The 15472-nt window shown below is 69.1% G+C and carries 12 protein-coding genes and 2 pseudogenes; 6 read left to right on the plus strand and 8 right to left on the minus strand.

What is annotated here, in order from left to right:
- Positions 1-203 precede the first annotated feature (203 nt).
- Genes ACZ67Q_RS39045 through ACZ67Q_RS39055 form a run of 3 tightly spaced genes read right to left on the minus strand, consistent with a single transcriptional unit; the run spans position 204 to position 4296 of the window.
- Complete coding sequence (locus ACZ67Q_RS39045) at positions 204-851, minus strand: response regulator (RefSeq protein ID WP_471192293.1); 648 nt, start codon at positions 849-851, stop codon at positions 204-206.
- Positions 852-853: 2 nt separating this feature from the next.
- Positions 854-2041, minus strand: coding sequence for a sensor histidine kinase (locus ACZ67Q_RS39050; protein WP_471192296.1), 1188 nt, complete (start codon positions 2039-2041; stop codon positions 854-856).
- 50 nt (positions 2042-2091) lie between these two features.
- Positions 2092-4296: an MMPL family transporter gene (locus ACZ67Q_RS39055; protein ID WP_471192299.1), complete on the minus strand. Its 2205-nt coding sequence runs from the start codon at positions 4294-4296 to the stop codon at positions 2092-2094.
- A gap of 656 nt (positions 4297-4952) precedes the next feature.
- Here ACZ67Q_RS39055 and ACZ67Q_RS39060 point away from each other — a divergent pair.
- On the plus strand, positions 4953-5924 hold the full coding sequence (locus ACZ67Q_RS39060; protein WP_471192302.1) for an NAD(P)H-dependent flavin oxidoreductase: 972 nt from the start codon (positions 4953-4955) through the stop codon (positions 5922-5924).
- 284 nt (positions 5925-6208) lie between these two features.
- On the opposite strand, the gene ACZ67Q_RS39065 is transcribed toward ACZ67Q_RS39060, so the two are convergent.
- Both ACZ67Q_RS39065 and ACZ67Q_RS39070 read right to left on the minus strand, forming a co-directional pair.
- Positions 6209-6970, minus strand: coding sequence for a class I SAM-dependent methyltransferase (locus ACZ67Q_RS39065; protein WP_471192305.1), 762 nt, complete (start codon positions 6968-6970; stop codon positions 6209-6211).
- Positions 6971-7306: 336 nt separating this feature from the next.
- Entirely contained in the window at positions 7307-7564 is a 258-nt protein-coding gene (locus ACZ67Q_RS39070; protein ID WP_471192308.1) for a BBE domain-containing protein, read from the minus strand.
- Positions 7565-7984: 420 nt separating this feature from the next.
- Between ACZ67Q_RS39070 and ACZ67Q_RS39075 the strand changes: the two genes are divergently transcribed.
- Positions 7985-8329, plus strand: coding sequence for an alpha/beta hydrolase (locus ACZ67Q_RS39075; protein ID WP_471192311.1), 345 nt, complete (start codon positions 7985-7987; stop codon positions 8327-8329).
- A gap of 340 nt (positions 8330-8669) precedes the next feature.
- Here ACZ67Q_RS39075 and yczR read toward each other — a convergent pair whose 3' ends face one another.
- Positions 8670-10061, minus strand: a complete 1392-nt coding sequence (yczR, locus tag ACZ67Q_RS39080) for a MocR-like transcription factor YczR (protein WP_471192314.1) — start codon at positions 10059-10061, stop codon at positions 8670-8672.
- 130 nt (positions 10062-10191) lie between these two features.
- Between yczR and yczE the strand changes: the two genes are divergently transcribed.
- Entirely contained in the window at positions 10192-10833 is a 642-nt protein-coding gene (gene yczE / locus ACZ67Q_RS39085) for a membrane protein YczE (protein ID WP_471192317.1), read from the plus strand.
- Positions 10834-11202: 369 nt separating this feature from the next.
- Here yczE and ACZ67Q_RS39090 read toward each other — a convergent pair whose 3' ends face one another.
- Complete coding sequence (locus tag ACZ67Q_RS39090; protein WP_471192320.1) at positions 11203-11616, minus strand: SRPBCC family protein; 414 nt, start codon at positions 11614-11616, stop codon at positions 11203-11205.
- Between the two features lie 316 nt (positions 11617-11932).
- Here ACZ67Q_RS39090 and ACZ67Q_RS39095 point away from each other — a divergent pair.
- The 3 genes and pseudogenes from ACZ67Q_RS39095 to ACZ67Q_RS39105 form a co-directional block, all read left to right on the plus strand.
- A pseudogene (locus tag ACZ67Q_RS39095) lies at positions 11933-12496 on the plus strand (TIGR03619 family F420-dependent LLM class oxidoreductase); the annotation flags it as partial.
- A 12-nt stretch (positions 12497-12508) separates the two neighbouring features.
- Positions 12509-12868, plus strand: a pseudogene (locus ACZ67Q_RS39100) (His/Gly/Thr/Pro-type tRNA ligase C-terminal domain-containing protein); the annotation flags it as partial.
- A gap of 292 nt (positions 12869-13160) precedes the next feature.
- A complete protein-coding gene (locus tag ACZ67Q_RS39105; RefSeq protein ID WP_471192323.1) occupies positions 13161-13301 on the plus strand; it encodes a hypothetical protein in 141 nt (46 codons plus the stop codon).
- Here ACZ67Q_RS39105 and ACZ67Q_RS39110 read toward each other — a convergent pair.
- Positions 13292-15010 carry an FAD-dependent monooxygenase gene (locus ACZ67Q_RS39110; RefSeq protein ID WP_471192326.1) on the minus strand — a complete coding sequence of 573 codons (1719 nt, stop codon included), beginning with the start codon at positions 15008-15010 and terminating at the stop codon, positions 13292-13294. The genes ACZ67Q_RS39105 and ACZ67Q_RS39110 overlap by 10 nt on opposite strands.
- Positions 15011-15472 lie beyond the last annotated feature (462 nt).

The raw sequence follows: 15472 nt of genomic DNA on the forward strand, positions 1-15472 counted from the left end.
CATCGCCCGCCTGCACAACCTCACCCTCACCGGATGACAGGCAAACGAGCAGGTCAGCCTGCATGCCTCAGATCATTTACGGGACAACCTCTAGCCCATGATCATCGGGTTCGGTGAACACGCCGCCCGGTGGCTCTTCCGGCACGTCACCCTGCTGGCGGGCCCCCGGTAGATCAGTGCCGTTCCCGCTATGGTGCCCGGGATCAGGGGCGCGTGAGGAGTCCGAGTTCCAGTGCGACGACGACGGCGCGAGTGCGGTCACTGACGTCAAGCTTGGCGAAGACCCGCAGAAGATGTGTCTTCACCGTGGCCTCGCCGATGACCAGGCGCCGGCCGATCTCGGCGTTGGACAGGCCGTCGGCGACCGCATGCAGCACGTCCCGCTCGCGGGCGGTGAGCACGACCGGCTTGGGGCGGCGCATCCGGGCCACGAGGCGCTCCGCGACCTTGGGCGCGAGGACCGTCTCACCGCGCGCCGCCGAGCGGATGGCGTCGGCGAGCTGCTCGCGGGTGGTGTCCTTGAGGAGGTACCCGACCGCGCCCGCCTCCACGGCTCGTTCGATCTCGGCGTCCGTGTCGTACGTGGTGAGGATCAGCACGCGAGTGGCGACCGGCAGGGCAACGATCTCTGTGGTGGCAGCCACACCGTCGAGCACAGGCATGCGCAGGTCGAGAAGGGCTACATCGGGGGCGAGCCGCTCGACGAGATCGACGCACTCGCGGCCGTCGCCCGCCTGGCCGACGATCTCTATCATCGGCTCGTTGGCCAGCAGGGCGATGACTCCGGCGCGCATCACGGCGTGGTCGTCGGCCACGACGACACGGATCCGGTCGAATGCGGTGGCGTTCATGGTCAGTCCTGACTGAGCGTGGGAAGGGTGGCAAGGACACGGGTGCCGTCCCCGAGGGAGCTGGTGACGGAGAGTTCGCCGCCGAGTTCCGCCAGCCGTCGACGCATGCCGTCGAGGCCGAAACCATGGGACTCCTCGACGACGAAGCCGCAGCCGTCGTCGGTGATCTCCAGCTCGACATCGCCCGCGAATTCAGTGAGGACGACACTGACGGTGGAGGCGCCCGCGTGTTTGCGCACATTGGCGAGGGACTCCTGCGTGCAGCGCAGCAAGGCTACCCGGGTGCGCTGGTCCAGGTCGATGTCGGGCAGTTCGGCGGTGACGGCGAGGCCGGTGTCCTGGACGAAACGGTCGAGGGTCCTGCGCAGGGTGGGGGCCAGCGAGCCGGGTGCCACGCCGCCATCAGGGGCGGAGCCGACAAGTACCCGGGCCTCGGCCAGGTTCTCGCGCGCGGTCTGCTCGATGGAAGTGAGCTGCTCAGCGCACCGTACGGGGTCGGTGAGGGTGGCCGCACGGGCGGCTTCCGCTAGCACCACGATGGAGGCGAAGCCCTGGGCGAGGGTGTCGTGGATCTCCCGGGCGAGTCGTTCGCGCTCTTCAGCAGCGCCCTGCTGCTGATACATGCTCGCCAACTCCTCCTGGGTCACGGCCAGTTTTGCGGTCAGCTGCTCCTGCCGCTGGCTGCTCTGGCCGACGAAACGGTGCACCCACAGCCCCAGACCCACACCAGCGGCGTAGGCGACGACAGTGAACACCGCGTTCCCTGTGAGGAACTGAGGGCTCCAGCCCTGGCCGAGCGTGCCGCCGAACACGGTGAGGGCCGCGGCGGCCCCGCTGAGGGTGATCGCGTCCCGCGGGGCGCGGCAGAAGAGCCAGAACTGCGGCAGGGACACCACATAGAAGGCGCCCCCGCCATCCAGGAGGTAGGACGTCGCGCCGAGGACCAGGGCGAGAACGGCGAGGTAGGTTCGGGGACGCAGGACTGGGTTGTCCGGCCGGGCGAGAACCACGGTGTGACACAGCGCGATCAGAGCGAGCAGGCCGAGCAACCAGCATCTCCGGGCCTGCGACGCGTCGAGCACGGCGACGGCCGGGGGCAGCAGACCGAACAGGACCCAGCCTGCCGAGTTCCAGCGGCGAACACGAACCGGGGCAAGCCGGTCGCCCGACTGCTGCTGCCACTGACTCACGGTGTTTCACCTCGTTCGCAAGGGAGTTGAGGGCCGGCGGGCTGAGTCGATCAGCCTACCGATTCCAGGGAGCTGGAGCCCCGTTCTGCGCTACCGCGGGCACGGCGCACTCCACGGCAGGGCCACCAGTTGGCCTCTCCCAGCAGGAGCATCAAGGACGGCAGGACCAGTATGCGGATCACGAAGGCGTCCAGGAGTACGGCGGCCGCGAGGCTGAAGCCGATCTGCTTCATCTCGATCAGGTGCAAAGCCGCGAAGCTGGCGAACACCGTGACCATGATCACGGCGGCGCCGGTCACCACTCCGGCCGAGCTGCCGACGCCCTCGATCACAGCCTTGCGGGTCGGGACTCCACGCAGGGCGGCCTCCCGGATCCGGCTGATCACGAAGACTTGGTAGTCCATGGACAGGCCGAAAAGGATCACGAAGAGGAACAGCGGGACACGGGCACCGATCGAACCGGTGGAGGTGAAGTCGACCAGACCTTCGGCCCAAGTGTGCTGGAAGACCACGACGAGAACGCCGAGAGAGGCCACCGCTGAGAGGAGGTTGAGGAGGATGCCGACCAGGCCCAGGACGACGGAGCGGAACGCCCAGACAGTCATGGCGAAGGTGACCAGGAGCAGCGCCCCGATGATGAACGGCAGCTTCTGTTCCTGGTGGGCCGGGTAGTCGGTGTAGCGGGCGACGTCACCGGTCACCGCAAACTCGGCACCCTTTATCTGGCCGACGGTCGCCGGGATGTAGGTGTCGCGGATGTCCTTGAGCGAGGACCGGGCCTCGTCGCTGCTGACGTAGTACGGAACCTGTAGCTGGAGCATGCTGATCCGCCTGTCGGGCGACGTGGTCAGCCGCGAGGTTCCGCTCAGGCGCGGGTCGTCCTTGACGTCAGCGGCCAGTTCACGCAGTGCAGCCGTCACCTCGGCCGAACGGCCGGCGTCGGCGCGGACGACGACCTGGTGCATGGACTTCAGCTCCGGGTAGGCCTCGTTCAGCCGGTCGTAGACCTGCATGGCTTCGATGGAGCGGGAGTGCGTCTCGCGGCCCATGTCGGTGAGTTTGAGGCCAAGGACCGGGGCGGCGAGGGCGAGCAGTGCGACAACGGTGACGGTGAGGGTGGCGATGGGGTGTTTGGCGACGGGACGCAGCACGGCGGCGGTCAGGCGGCCGGGGCCGGTCTTGAACGCCTTCTGAAACTTCGGCGCCAGCCCCCGAGCCGCTCGACGCTCGGCACGGCGCTCGGCACGCATACCCAACTTGGCGAGAACCGCGGGCAGCACGGTCAGGGAGCTGATGACGGCGACGAGGGTGACGAGGATCGCGCCGGTGGCGATGGACGAGAAGATGACGTCGTCGGCCAGGTAGAGGGTGGCGCTGGAGACGGCGACGGCGAGGCCGGAGACGACGACAGCCCGTCCGGATGTGGCAGCGGCGAGTTCGACGACGCGCTGCGGGCTCAATTGGCCACCGTGGCGGGTCCTTTCCTCACGCTCGCGCTTGAGGTAGAAGAGCGTGTAGTCGACGCCGACGGCGAGCCCGATGAGCAGGATGACGTTGATGCTGACGCCGTTGTCGGGGAAGACGTGTGAGGCCACCATCGTCAGGCCGACGGCCGCTGCGATCGAGGACAGGGCGAGCAGCAGCGGTACAAGGGCCATGGCCACGGAGCTGAAGATCAGCAACAGGGTGATGAGGGTGGCCGGCAGGGCGATCACCTCCGTGCGCGCGAGGTCGTCGCCGCGGAGTTGGTCGACACCCTTACTGATGGAGGGCGATCCGGTCTCCTCGACACGTAGTTCGGGGTTGGCCTTCTGCACGGCCGCGGTCTGCTCGATCAGCGGGTCGACGTGCCTCTTGCCCTCCAGTTCCGGCCCCTTCATGGTGACCGTGACCCGGACCGCGGTGTTGTCCGCTCCAGCTATCGGGGCGGTGACGGAGAGCACCTCAGGCAGCTTGCGCATCCGGGCGGCGACGTCGGCGGCGGCCGTTTGGGCCGCAACGATGTCGAGCTTTCCGGTGCCCGGCTTCCCGGTGATCAGAACATGTTCGACGGGGCGCTGCTGCAACCCGGCCTCCGCGGCGATCGCCTCGCCGCGTCCCGCCTCACCGATGCGGAAATCCTCGGTGGTCGCCGTGTTGGTACCGACGGAGATGCCGATACCGAGGCACAGGACGATGAAGAGAAACCAGGCGCCGATGCCCCGCCAGGGGTGGGCGGCGCTCCAACGAGCCATGCGTACGGGAAGATTCTTCATAGCAGTCATGCTCTTCGTCGCTGGTGTGATGCCGACAGCAGCGACTGGTTGAACTTGGGGTCCACCGACTGGTGGACCCTCGCCCGACTCAGTGGAATGCGAGTGTGGAAAAACCCTTGGTCTATCTGGGCGGTGGCGGCTGTCGGACGGTCATGGGACGGCGCGGCTTTGGAGTGGTCGGGTTCCGGGCGATGGTCGCTTCGTCGGGCGCACCCGTCGCCCATGCAGCAGCCGCTACGGTCGCCAGTCTGCTCACCGCAGGGCGACGCGGCATCCATGGGCCGGCTGGCTCTTCCCCTGCCAGGTCGGGGCGGCAGGCAGACGCCGCCTCGGTCTCCACGACGGCGACGACGTCCACCGAGATCGCCGCATGCTTTCTGTCGTGCCGCTGCACATGTCGGCTCGGCTGCACCGCGGGAGGTGGGTGCAGGTACACGGTGAAGCGTCTGGGGCCGATCGTTCAAGGGCGGCCCCCGGCGACACCGCACCGATCCCGTGCCTGGCGGTTCACCTCCCTGGCGATCCCGTGCCGGGGGTCGGACGCGGCCGAGCGCGCGCCACTGAGGGAAGCGTCCTAGGCTTTTACTGCGGACGGGGTCCCTCGCGTTCCCCCATGGTCCGAAGGAGAAGCGATGCTGTGGACACCGGTGTGCGAGGTGCTGGGCATCGAGGTGCCGGTCGTGCAAGGGCCGCTCGGCGGCCCCTGGCAGCAGGGCGTGGAGCTCGTCGCGGCAGTGAGCGACGCCGGGGCCCTTGGCAGTGTCCCCACGACTTTGCGCACGCCCGCGCAGGTCCGTGACGATATTGCGCGGCTGCGTGATCTCACCGGTCGGCCGTTCGCGGTGAACATGACCCGGCGGCCGTTCGACCCGGAGATGTTCGACAACATCCTCGCTCTTGCCCCGCCGGTCGTGTCCTTCGCGCTCGGCGAGCCGCGGGATCTTGTGGGACGCGTCCACGACGCCGGGGCGGTGTTCGTGCAGCAGGTCACCACGGTCGAGCAGGCGTCACGGGCTGCCGAGGCCGGCGTTGACGTCATCAGCGCGCAGGGGACCGAGTCCGGCGGGTTCAGCGGGCGGGTCAGCACCATGGCACTGGTACCGCAGGTCGTCGACGCGGTGAGGCCGCTGCCCGTGCTCGCCTCAGGTGGTATCGCCGACGGCCGGGGACTGGCTGCGGCACTGGCTCTGGGAGCACAGGGCGTGAACATCGGCACCCGATTCCTGGCCTCGGCCGAGTGCGGGGTCGCCGACGCCTGGAAGACCCGGATCGTATCTGCCGCCAGTCAGGACGCCGTCAAGGTCGAGTTCGTCGATCAGATCCTGCCGGGGCCGACCGAGGGCGGTTACGAGACCGTACCCCGCGCGCTGCGTACCCCCTTCGTAGAAGAATGGAACGACCGCCCCGAGAGCGCCGCGGCCGCAGCCGAGGAGTTGCAGGCCCAGGTGAGAGCATCGATGCGCGAGGGCACGGCACACGAACTGATTCCGCTCACGGGACAGAGCGCAGGCCTCATCCACGACGTTGCACCAGCCGCCGACCTCGTCCGCTCTCTGATCACCGAGGCCGAGACAGCACTGCGTGGCCTGGCCGGCCTGCTGTCGGTACGGGACGAGAGCAGGACCTGAGCCGGCCGGCGAGGGGCTGGGTGGCTGGGCAGCGCGGGGGGTACGAATCCCGACGCGGCCGGAGCGCGAGCAGGGAGCGCGCCTTCGTGCGTGCCGCACGCCGGGTCGCCCTCGTCGCCGCGCGGTCAGCATGGTGATCGCGAGCGGGGCTCCTGCGGCGGCTGAGCAGGCAGTTGACCGAGCGCTGCCTGCGGGTCGCACGCGCCTACGCCACGAAGCCGACGGCACGGTGGCCTAGACCTGTCGACCCACACCCCGACCCTTGACGCCGGCGCGTCCTGCGTTCAGGCCGCGGCGCGGAAGACGTACGCCGTCATCGGGGCGGTGACCGGCCCTGGGCCAAGACGGGCCGTCATCTCCCCGATGACAGCTGCCCGGGCATCTGGCCCGACGCCGCGCTCCTCAACGGCCGCGCTTACCGGTGTCCCGGTGAGGTATCCGGTGGCGAGGTCGGCGGTCGACGCGGCCCGGCCCTGAAGCGTCAGCTCCTGCTCCTCCTCGACGGCGAACCCGGCAGCCGTCAGATCAGCGACAACGACAGCGGGGTCGGCGTAGCCATGCGGCACGGCAGGGAGGAACTGGGGTGGGTCGCCCGGAAAGGCCCGCTCCAGCCCTGCCTGCAGCGCGACCTCGAAGGCGTGCGTCCCTAAGGGGCCCCAGGTGTTGAACAAGAACCGGCCGCCCGAGGTCAGCACCCGCCGGACTTCGGTGTATGCCGCGACACGGTCGGGGAAGAACATCACGCCGAACTGGCAGACCACCAGGTCGAAGCTCGCGTCCGGGAACGGCAGCCGCTGCGCGTCGGCCTGCTGCCACACCGCACCCGGGGCCCGGGCCGCCCCAAAAGCCACCATGGCCTCGTTCAGGTCGGTAGCCGTCACTTCGGCCGACGGTACCGTCGCGAGCAGACTTTGTGTCAACACACCTGTGCCTGCTGCCAGTTCCAGGACGCGCCGAGGGTGGAGTGCCGCCGCCTTCGCGGTGAGGTCCTCGGCAAAGGGCTGGAACACCACCGGCACGAGGTACTGCTCATAGGCAGCCGGCATGGACTCGGACCACCGCCGGTCGGCATTGTTTCCCGTCACCCTCAAGACAGTAATGCCGCGCCAGGCGACCGCTGCCCTGCCGCGCCGCCGTACATCCTGGAACCTGGCTCTGCCTGACAAGCGGTTAGGGCGAATCTCACCTGATGCGGTACTGGACGTGTTGCGAAGGGGCTGGTCGCAGCGACACGTCAGACTGCTTCCGCGAGGTCGCCCCCGGGCAGGTACACATCCCTACTGCGGTAGTTGTTGGCCCTTGTGTTGGTCGGCGTTCCCCGTGGCGCGTTGGCCGGTGCTACAGCGGATTGACTGGGCGTGGCGGAATACGTTGTGGGGGTCCTAGCGCCGCTTGGTGCGTTGCAGCCGGGTGTAGTTGGTTTTGCAGTAGAGCTGATGTGCGCTCTGTCGGGAGGTGTTGAGGGTGGTGTCCAGGTCGATGTCGGAGTAGTTGACGTAGCAGCCGTCCGTGTTGGACCAGGTGAGCGCGGGTGTGCGGGCCTTCCCAGGAACGGGTGGGCGCGAACGGTCATCGCGTGGCGGTGCGGCCTTGCTGAACAGCTCATGCCGCCGGAACACCTCACGTACCCGCAGGTCCACACGATCGAGTAAGCGCACGCCCGCACGCGGTGCGGCCTGTGCCTGATCGACAGACCCTCGGCAGGCAGACAGGTGCTCCGGCGTGCGCCGCCCCGGTCGGGGCATCCTGCCCACCGGCACATACACCCCGCCCCTCGACGACACCGCCCTCCGGGACGCGCTCCTCTCCGAGGCCACCCACGAAGAGACGGACTGGCCTGCGATCCACAAAAGGCCCTGGCCGCCGCCTTCAACGGGAACGGCAAACCTATGTGGCAGCTGCGGGAGGCGGAGGACTCTCCGCGCAGGACCAGGACGACGCCGGCGACACTGGCGACACTGGCGACGAAAACTCAATGCCCGGCACAAGGTTGGCCATTCTGTGTCCGCACACACCACGCTCGCACCACTGAAGCCGCAGCGAAGTACAGCGCCGAGGCGATGGCGGCCGCACCACACTTCGGCGAATTCGTGAGCCGGCAGTACTGCGCCTGCGCCGCATGGCCCGTGGCGTCTCTGCCCAACGCCGGCAAAGCCCTGCACTTCGACGACGTTCCCACGATCTTGCCGGTTGGCAACACCTACGACGGCGCCACCCCCATCACGTGGGCGCGCGGGGTGCACGCACAGATGCCGCGCAGCGTGCTCGTCACCAACTCCTCCGGCGGGCACGGCGTCTCCAAAATGGGGCCATGCACCCGACGCGTAGCCGACGGCTTCCTGATCAACGACCGAAAGCCCGCACCGCACCCGACACCAGCTGCCACGATCGCAACCCAGACTTGATCCCATGAACGACGGACTCGGGGAATCAGTTGCTCTGTGCCTCTGCGATGCCAGCCGACAGCACCTGACACCCTGGCCGCCACCAGCCCGCCCGTCCAGCGCAACCTGACATCACCGACACCGGCCAGGTTCTTGCCCCCTTCTTGCCCCAGACGGTCACGCCCCCGCAAGCGCCGCACGACGGGCGGGACGAACCGTGCGGTGCGTCCGGAAGAGCTGTGCGCGCCGTTGTGCAGGGGCTGCCGCCCTGTCTTGAGCCAGCCACGGGGTCCGGGGTTCAAGGCGGTTTCTCACAGTTCAGCGGACTCCTAGGTGCTGCGGGTCACGGCGTTGTCGACGCTCACGCAACGGGTGCGGGATCGTGGGTTCCGGTACCGCCTTGGATGAGCGCCAGCTGTGCCTGTGCGAGCCTGTGGACTGCCTCGGTGAGCTGACTCGCAGGGAGCGTGTACGGCAGCCGGACGTGACGTTCGAAGGCCCCGCCGATCCCGAACCGTGGTCCGGCTGCGATGGTCACTCCGAAGTTCGGTGCGATCGCTGCCAGCCGCGAGCTGATGGGCTCACGGAACGTTGCCCAAAGCGTCAGGCCTCCAGTCGGTCGCCGTGTGTGGACGTCGGGCAGGTGTTCGGTGAGGGTGTGCCACAGTGCGTCGCGCTGCGATCGCAGTTGACGGAGCGTGTCAGCCCGTTCAGTCTGACACCGTTCCAAGAGGACCGTTGTGGCCAGCTGTTCGACGACGGGGGTGCCGAGGTCTGTAGCGGGGCGGCCTTGTTCGAGGCGTTCCAGGAGTGAGGGCACGGCGCGGATCCAGCCTATACGGAGGCCTCCCCAGACGCTCTTGGAAACCGAGCCGACACTGACGGCGGTCGGCATGTGTACTGCGAAGGGTTCTGGTCTCTCGCCGTCCAGAGCCAGGTCGGTCATGGTCTCGTCGATGATCGTGGGACAGGCCAGCCTGAGTCGGCGGCGCACGCTCGACGACATGCACATCCCGGTCGGGTTGTGGAAGTCGGGGATCAGGTAAGCCAGTTGCGCTTCACGCCCCGCCACCTGGAGTTGCGCCGTATCCCAGCCGGACGCCCCGACGGCCACCGGCAGGAGTCGGGCGCGTGCGTCGATGAACGTCCTGATCGCATGGGGGTAGGTGGGATGGTCGATCAGGACCTTGTCGCGTGGGGTCAGGAGCGTGCGCGCCAGGAGACCGAGAGCGTGCTGGGCACCGTTGGTGATCATGATGTGGTCGGGGGCGGTGGGGAGCCCTCTGCGCTGATACCACCCGGCGACCGCCTCCCGCAGCTCTGCGATGCCAAATCGGTCGTAGCCGTGCCGCTCGAAGTGCCGCGGCAGCTGTTGAAGAGCGGCCCCGAAAGCGGCGTGGAGGATCTCGACGGGTGCCGGTGGCGCGGCGAACGACAGGTCGATGGTCGCCGATTCGGTACTGGTCGGGGGCTCGGACCGTGTGACCTGAGGGAGGCGCACCGTCGCCCTGGCGCGCGGCCTCGTGGCGAGATACCCGTGTTCGACGAGCGTGCGGTAGGCGGCACCTATGGTGGTTCTGCTCGCGCCGAGAGCGGTAGAGAGGTCGCGTTCGCTCGGCAGCGTCGCCCCGAGGGAGAGACGCCCGTCCAGGACCAGTAGCCGCAGTCTGTCGGAGAGACGCTGGTGCGCCGGCCCGGGACCTTCGTGCCAGGCCCCCAACATGCGCGCAACCGTGTGCGAACTGATTTTCACCGAACCAGCTTAAGCAATCTGGCTATGGATTAAGAGTCCAGATGGCGTAGAGGCTTGTGCCATGGCTCCCCCCGCTTCCACTGCACACCTGTCCATCTCCGCCCGTCACGAAGACCCTGCGGTGATGCGCATGAACGCCTTCACCCAACTCCGCGCAGGCCGAACGGTGCGTCGCATACTCCAACTCCTTGTCGGCTTGGCGGGGTACGGCGCGGCTGTCATGGTGCTCGTCCAGTCCGGTCTCGGCACAGCCAGCTGGAGCGTACTCACGGACGGTGTGGCCAAGAGCCTCGGCATCTCATTCGGATGGGCCACAAACCTGATCTCACTCCTGGTGCTCATCGCCTGGATACCCCTGCGCGAACTGCCGGGCCTCGGCACGCTCCTCAACGTAGCGATCGTCGGCTTCACCGCAGACGCCACCGCCGCGTTGCTCCCCGCTCCTCAGGGGACATTTGCCGAGGGCTGTTACCTAGCAGTCGGCCTCGTCGCACTGGCGTTCTTTGATGCGCTGTACCTCGGTGCACAGTTCGGGTCTGGCCCACGCGACGGCATCATGACCGGACTTGTCCGACTCACCCGCCTACCCGTAGCGGTGGTGCGTACGACGATCGACGTCACCGTCGTCGGCATCGGCTGGGCTCTCGGTGGAAGCTTCGGGGTCGGGACGGTACTCGTCGCGGTGTGCATGGGGCCTCTCGTCGGATACTTTCTGCCCCTTCTGACCGTTCGCTTCCCCTCTGCCACGGACGGCGAACGGTGCAGTCAGTGATGAGGCGGGAGCGTGTCGCTTCACCGGAACGCATCGCATTCTGTCGAAGACGGACGTCGGTTGGTTGAACGCTGCAAACGCGTTCCTCGCACATGCGGCCACAGGAACCGGTCAGGTGGTGCCGGAGCCGGCGCCTCAGTTGACCTCGGCCGCAGGTGGACGGCCGAGAACGTGGACTCGATGAAGTTCTTGGACAAGGGCCCGTTCGACCTCCGCATCCGAGACCAACGCGCATCCGGCCCCGCCGGAACAGCCGTGCGAGATGGGCTTCTTGTCCCCCACCTCGCGGCTGGGCGGCGGGGCCGCTGCCCAGTCCAAGGGTGTGCGGCCTCGGCGCGCGCGTCCCGCGGCTCGTCTCGGCGGTCGGTGTCAGGCAGCACTCTCGGCCTGGCGCTTGGTGCTCGACGCCTCCAATTCGACGTAACGTCGCGTCTGCCTGCCCAGCAGGAGGCCGACGAGCGGGGCCGCCGGCCCGGTCTGGTCGATGCCCAGGGTCAGCGTGCTGCCGTCGTGCAGGGGCGTCACGGCGTGGCTGGCGGCCGTCGTCACCCCGCCGGATCGGGCCTGCCAGGTGAACGACCGGCCGGGCGTCCACTCGGTGACGCGCCAGGTCAGCACCGGCATCCGCGGCTGGCTGATGCGCACCACCGAACCCAGCCCGAACTCCTCGTCACCGAGGAGCTCGACGTGCCGCATCGTCGCGATGAACGCGGGCCAGCGTTCCACGTCCGCGACGACTCTCCACAGTCTGTCCGGTGCAGCCGCGACATCCACTCGGGTCATCCACTGCATCGACCGAACACCCCTTCACCAAGCGGTACTTGATCCTGTACACACTACCGCTGCCGACCGCCCGCCCGGCCCGAAGGAAGAGGCCAGTGCAGCAGACGAGGGGATGTGCGGGGCGGCGTACACCCGGCTGGCCGCCGAGACCCCTCATGGTCCACGAGGTCGGTGCTGCGTGATGGGTCCGGTCGGTGCAGCACGGCGTCAAGGCAGGGCCGGGTGACCCTGTTACGGTCGGTCGACGGTGGAGGTCCGACGACTCCGCCCCCGTGCTCCGGCGGGCGGATCCTTGACAGTCGCAGGAGGCGGCGCGATGCGGGTGAGCCTGCATGCCCTCTGCATTGCGGACGGGGCCGGTCCGGAGGTCGTACGGGCCGTGGCACGGGCCGCCGAGAAGTACGGCTTCAGCCGGCTGTGGGCGGGTGAGCACGTCGTCATGGTCGACGCACCCGCCTCCCGCTACCCGTACTCCGACGACGGCCGCATCGCCGTGCCGCCGGACGCCGACTGGCTCGACCCCTTGATCATGCTGGGGTTCGCGGCGGCAGTGACGCACCGGATCGGGCTCGCCACGGGAGTCCTGCTGCTGCCCGAGCACAACCCCGTCGTGGTGGCCAAACAGACGGCGAGTCTCGGCGTGCTGTCGGCCGGACGGCTGACCCTGGGGGTGGGCATCGGGTGGTCGGCCGAGGAGTTCGCCGCGCTGGCCGTGCCGTTCGCCCGGCGGGGGCGGCGCACGGAGGAGTACCTCGCAGCCATGCGGACCCTGTGGCGCGACGACGTCGCCACCTACGAGGGCGAGTTCGTACGCTTCCGGGACGTACGGGTGAACCCGAAACCGGTGCGTGCAGGACACCTCCCCGTCGTGACGGGGGGCAACGGCGACGCCATCGGCGCGGACGGCGCCAAACACCGCCCGGTCATGGTCCACCGCAGCATCATCGGCAGTGTGGAACGTGCCGTCGCCCATCTCATCGAACAGCACGGCGGCGCCTTTCGCCTGGCTCGCCCCCACCCAGCTGGTCATTCTCCCGATCTCCGACACAGCCTGGGAGCCCGGATCCGGGAAGCCCGCCCGGTCCCCTACCAAGCCGTCGTCGGAGCCAAGGAGGCCGCTGACGATCACGTCGCTCTGCGCTTGCGGGACGGACGCCGACTGGCCCTGCAGCCGGTAAGTGACGTACTCACCCGCATCAGCGCCCTGATCGAGGCTCACAGCACTGACCTGTGGGCCGACGCCACCTCGTAACAGGCATCAGATCAACGCCGACTGCCGCCCGTGCGAGGAGTTGAGCGATCTCCGCGCTGGCATCGGACGAGGTCACCCCGCACAGGAAAGCCGACTCGGCGGGCTCGTCTGAGAGTCTCCCGCATGCTCAGGTCAACCGAGAAGGCCTGGCCGAGGAGCCGGTAACACTGGCCCGTATCGGGTGACGTCGCCAAGAAGCGTGCTGCGGCGCTGAATGCCGAGGACCGGTGGGCGCTGTGACAGTCAGCGAGACGGCGGGCGGCACCCAATGCGTCCGAGGAGCGGCGACGGCTTGATCCGGCTCTGGGACCTCTACACCGTGCAACGGGAGCGCAGGTCCGGTGCTTCCCGTCCCGTCCGCACCCTGCGCTGGACGGTGAATCAGGCAGGCCTGCTGCTCGCCGACCCGCGGAGCGGCAGTGCTCACCCCTGACCGAACGCCGGGCGGGCGGTGTCGCCGTCGGTGCCGAACACCGCTGTGAGGTGACGGGCGAGGCGGGTGGTCCCGGGCTGTTCCAGCCGGGCGCCGAGGTATCCGTCCGGACGTATCACGAGGGCTGTCGGCTCCTGCGCGCCGACGGCGTACCGCGAGGCGAACTCGCCGTCCCGGTCGAGGTAAGCGGCGACCGTGACCGGGACGCCGTCGAGCGGTTCGCCCGCCGGAGTCACCGCGCACACGTCCACGCGCCCACCGGACCTCAGGCGCGCCCCGGCCACCAGTTCCTCGTACGAGGCGACGCCATCGGTGCCGTACGACCGCGGCGGCCCGTACAGCAGCAGTACGGTGCCTCGGTCGCGCAGGACGTCGTACAGGCGCATCGGGTAGGCGGCGATCGGGCAGGTGAGCCCGCCGCAGTCGGGGGCACGATCGCCGGGCCGCGGGCCGGGACCGTCGCCGGGCGCGTCGACGACGGGGCTGCCGCGGTAGCCGACGAGCAGTTGGGCCTCGCGAAGCATCACCGTCCCGGGATCGCCCGGGTCGGCCTGCACGCCGCCTGCGGTGGCGTGGCGTACGGTGCGGCCCACGACCTCCTCGCCGACCGGGCGGCGTTCGGCGTCGTAGGACGCCGGCAGCGCGCGGGAGGCCCTGCCCGCGAGGACGAGGGCGAGCTTCCAGGCGAGGTTGTAGGCGTCCTGAATACCGGTGTTCATGCCCTGGGCGCCCGTGGGCGGGTGGATGTGGGCGGCGTCTCCGGCGACGAACACCCGGCCCTCGCCGTACCGGTCCACGATGCGGTGGCTGATCCGGAACACCGACGACCAGCGCAGGGCCGACGCCATGGTGCGCTGGGGAGAAAGCCGGTCCAGCACAGCCTGGATGTCCGGCAGGCCGGGCGCCCGACGGCCCTCCAGACCGTGGGCGACGCTGTCACCGCCGACGGCTTCCGGTCCCGACCGGACCGCCTCCTCCTGCCGCAGCGTCGACAGTTCGGGCGGCACCCGCATCGACATGCGGTACCGCTTCACGCCCGGAAGCGGGATGCACACCAGCACGTCGTCGACCACACCCGAACCGTCCAGGTGCATGGCGCGCAGTCCGTACCCCTCGGGCAGGTCCCAGTCGACCTCGACGTCCCCCAGCATGTACTCCTCGGCGAACGCGCCGCCCTCGAAGGCGAGGCCGAGGCCCTTGCGGACGGCGCTGTGCGCGCCGTCGCAGCCCACCAGGTAGCGCACCCGCACCTCCTCCTCGGTCCCGGAGGCGTGGCTCAGGCGGGCGGTCACCCCCTTCGCGTCCTGCTCGAAGGAGACGAGTTCCTTGCCGCGCTCGATACAGGTGCCGTGGCGAGCGAGGGCCTCCTCGGTCAGACGCTCGGTCTCGTACTGGGGGAGCGCGGCGAACCCGTACGGCACCTCCGGCGGCAGAGTCAGGTCGTAGCGGCCCTGCTCGGCACCGTTGACGTACACGAACTGGCCGCGCAGCGGAACGGCCGCCTCGAGCGCCGCACGGACCAGTCCCATCCGGTCCCAGATCTCCAGGGTCCGGGGCTGGACCCCGACCGCCTTGGCGTACGGGAGGCGTTCGGGCAGCCGGTCGACGATCCGGCAGGTCACCCCGTGCCTACGCAGCTCCAGGGCCGTGGTCAATCCGACCGGCCCGGCCCCCGCCACGAGCACGTCCGTGTTGTTGCCGCGTGCCACTGGCGCCTCCCGGCGTGCGGCCCCCGAACGATACGTTCCCACCAGTTTGGCCCGGCTCGGTGAGCGGTCGCCACTCGAGGCGGGCGCCACTCGAGGCGGGCGCCGCTCGAGGCGGGCGCCGCTCGAGGCGGGTACGGCACTCCCCGGTGACGGGCGGAGACGCTCAGTCGGCGCCGTCTGCCCCAGGCGAGGGGGGAGGGCGCCCACGCGGGCGAGGGCGACGACGACGGCGAGGGTGCGGCGGGCGGCATCGGCGGCCACCCGGCCGCGAGGTCCGGCAGCAGGACGGGCTCCAGCCGCACCCGCTCCTGAGTCAGGCACCGCCTGAGCTCAGGCGGACGGTAACCAGGGTCGCGGTCGTAGCGCGACTAGAGGTTGTCCCGTAACTGCTGGCCAGAGGTGAGATGATCTTGCCGTGGCTGGTGTGATCACGGCGTCGGAGCCCTCCTGGATAGGTCCGTT

The organism is Streptomyces sp. NPDC036813 (genome assembly GCF_055609245.1).

Excerpts from the sequence above, each read along its gene's own strand:
- ACZ67Q_RS39065 (WP_471192305.1), bottom strand. The coding sequence starts at position 6,970 with ATGCCGGCTGCCTATGAGCAGTACCTCGTGCCGGTGGTGTTCCAGCCC.
- yczE (WP_471192317.1), top strand. The coding sequence starts at position 10,192 with ATGAACGCCTTCACCCAACTCCGCGCAGGCCGAACGGTGCGTCGCATA.
- ACZ67Q_RS39055 (WP_471192299.1), bottom strand. The coding sequence starts at position 4,296 with ATGAAGAATCTTCCCGTACGCATGGCTCGTTGGAGCGCCGCCCACCCC.
- ACZ67Q_RS39075 (WP_471192311.1), top strand. The coding sequence starts at position 7,985 with ATGGCGGCCGCACCACACTTCGGCGAATTCGTGAGCCGGCAGTACTGC.
- ACZ67Q_RS39045 (WP_471192293.1), bottom strand. The coding sequence starts at position 851 with ATGAACGCCACCGCATTCGACCGGATCCGTGTCGTCGTGGCCGACGAC.
- ACZ67Q_RS39090 (WP_471192320.1), bottom strand. The coding sequence starts at position 11,616 with ATGACCCGAGTGGATGTCGCGGCTGCACCGGACAGACTGTGGAGAGTC.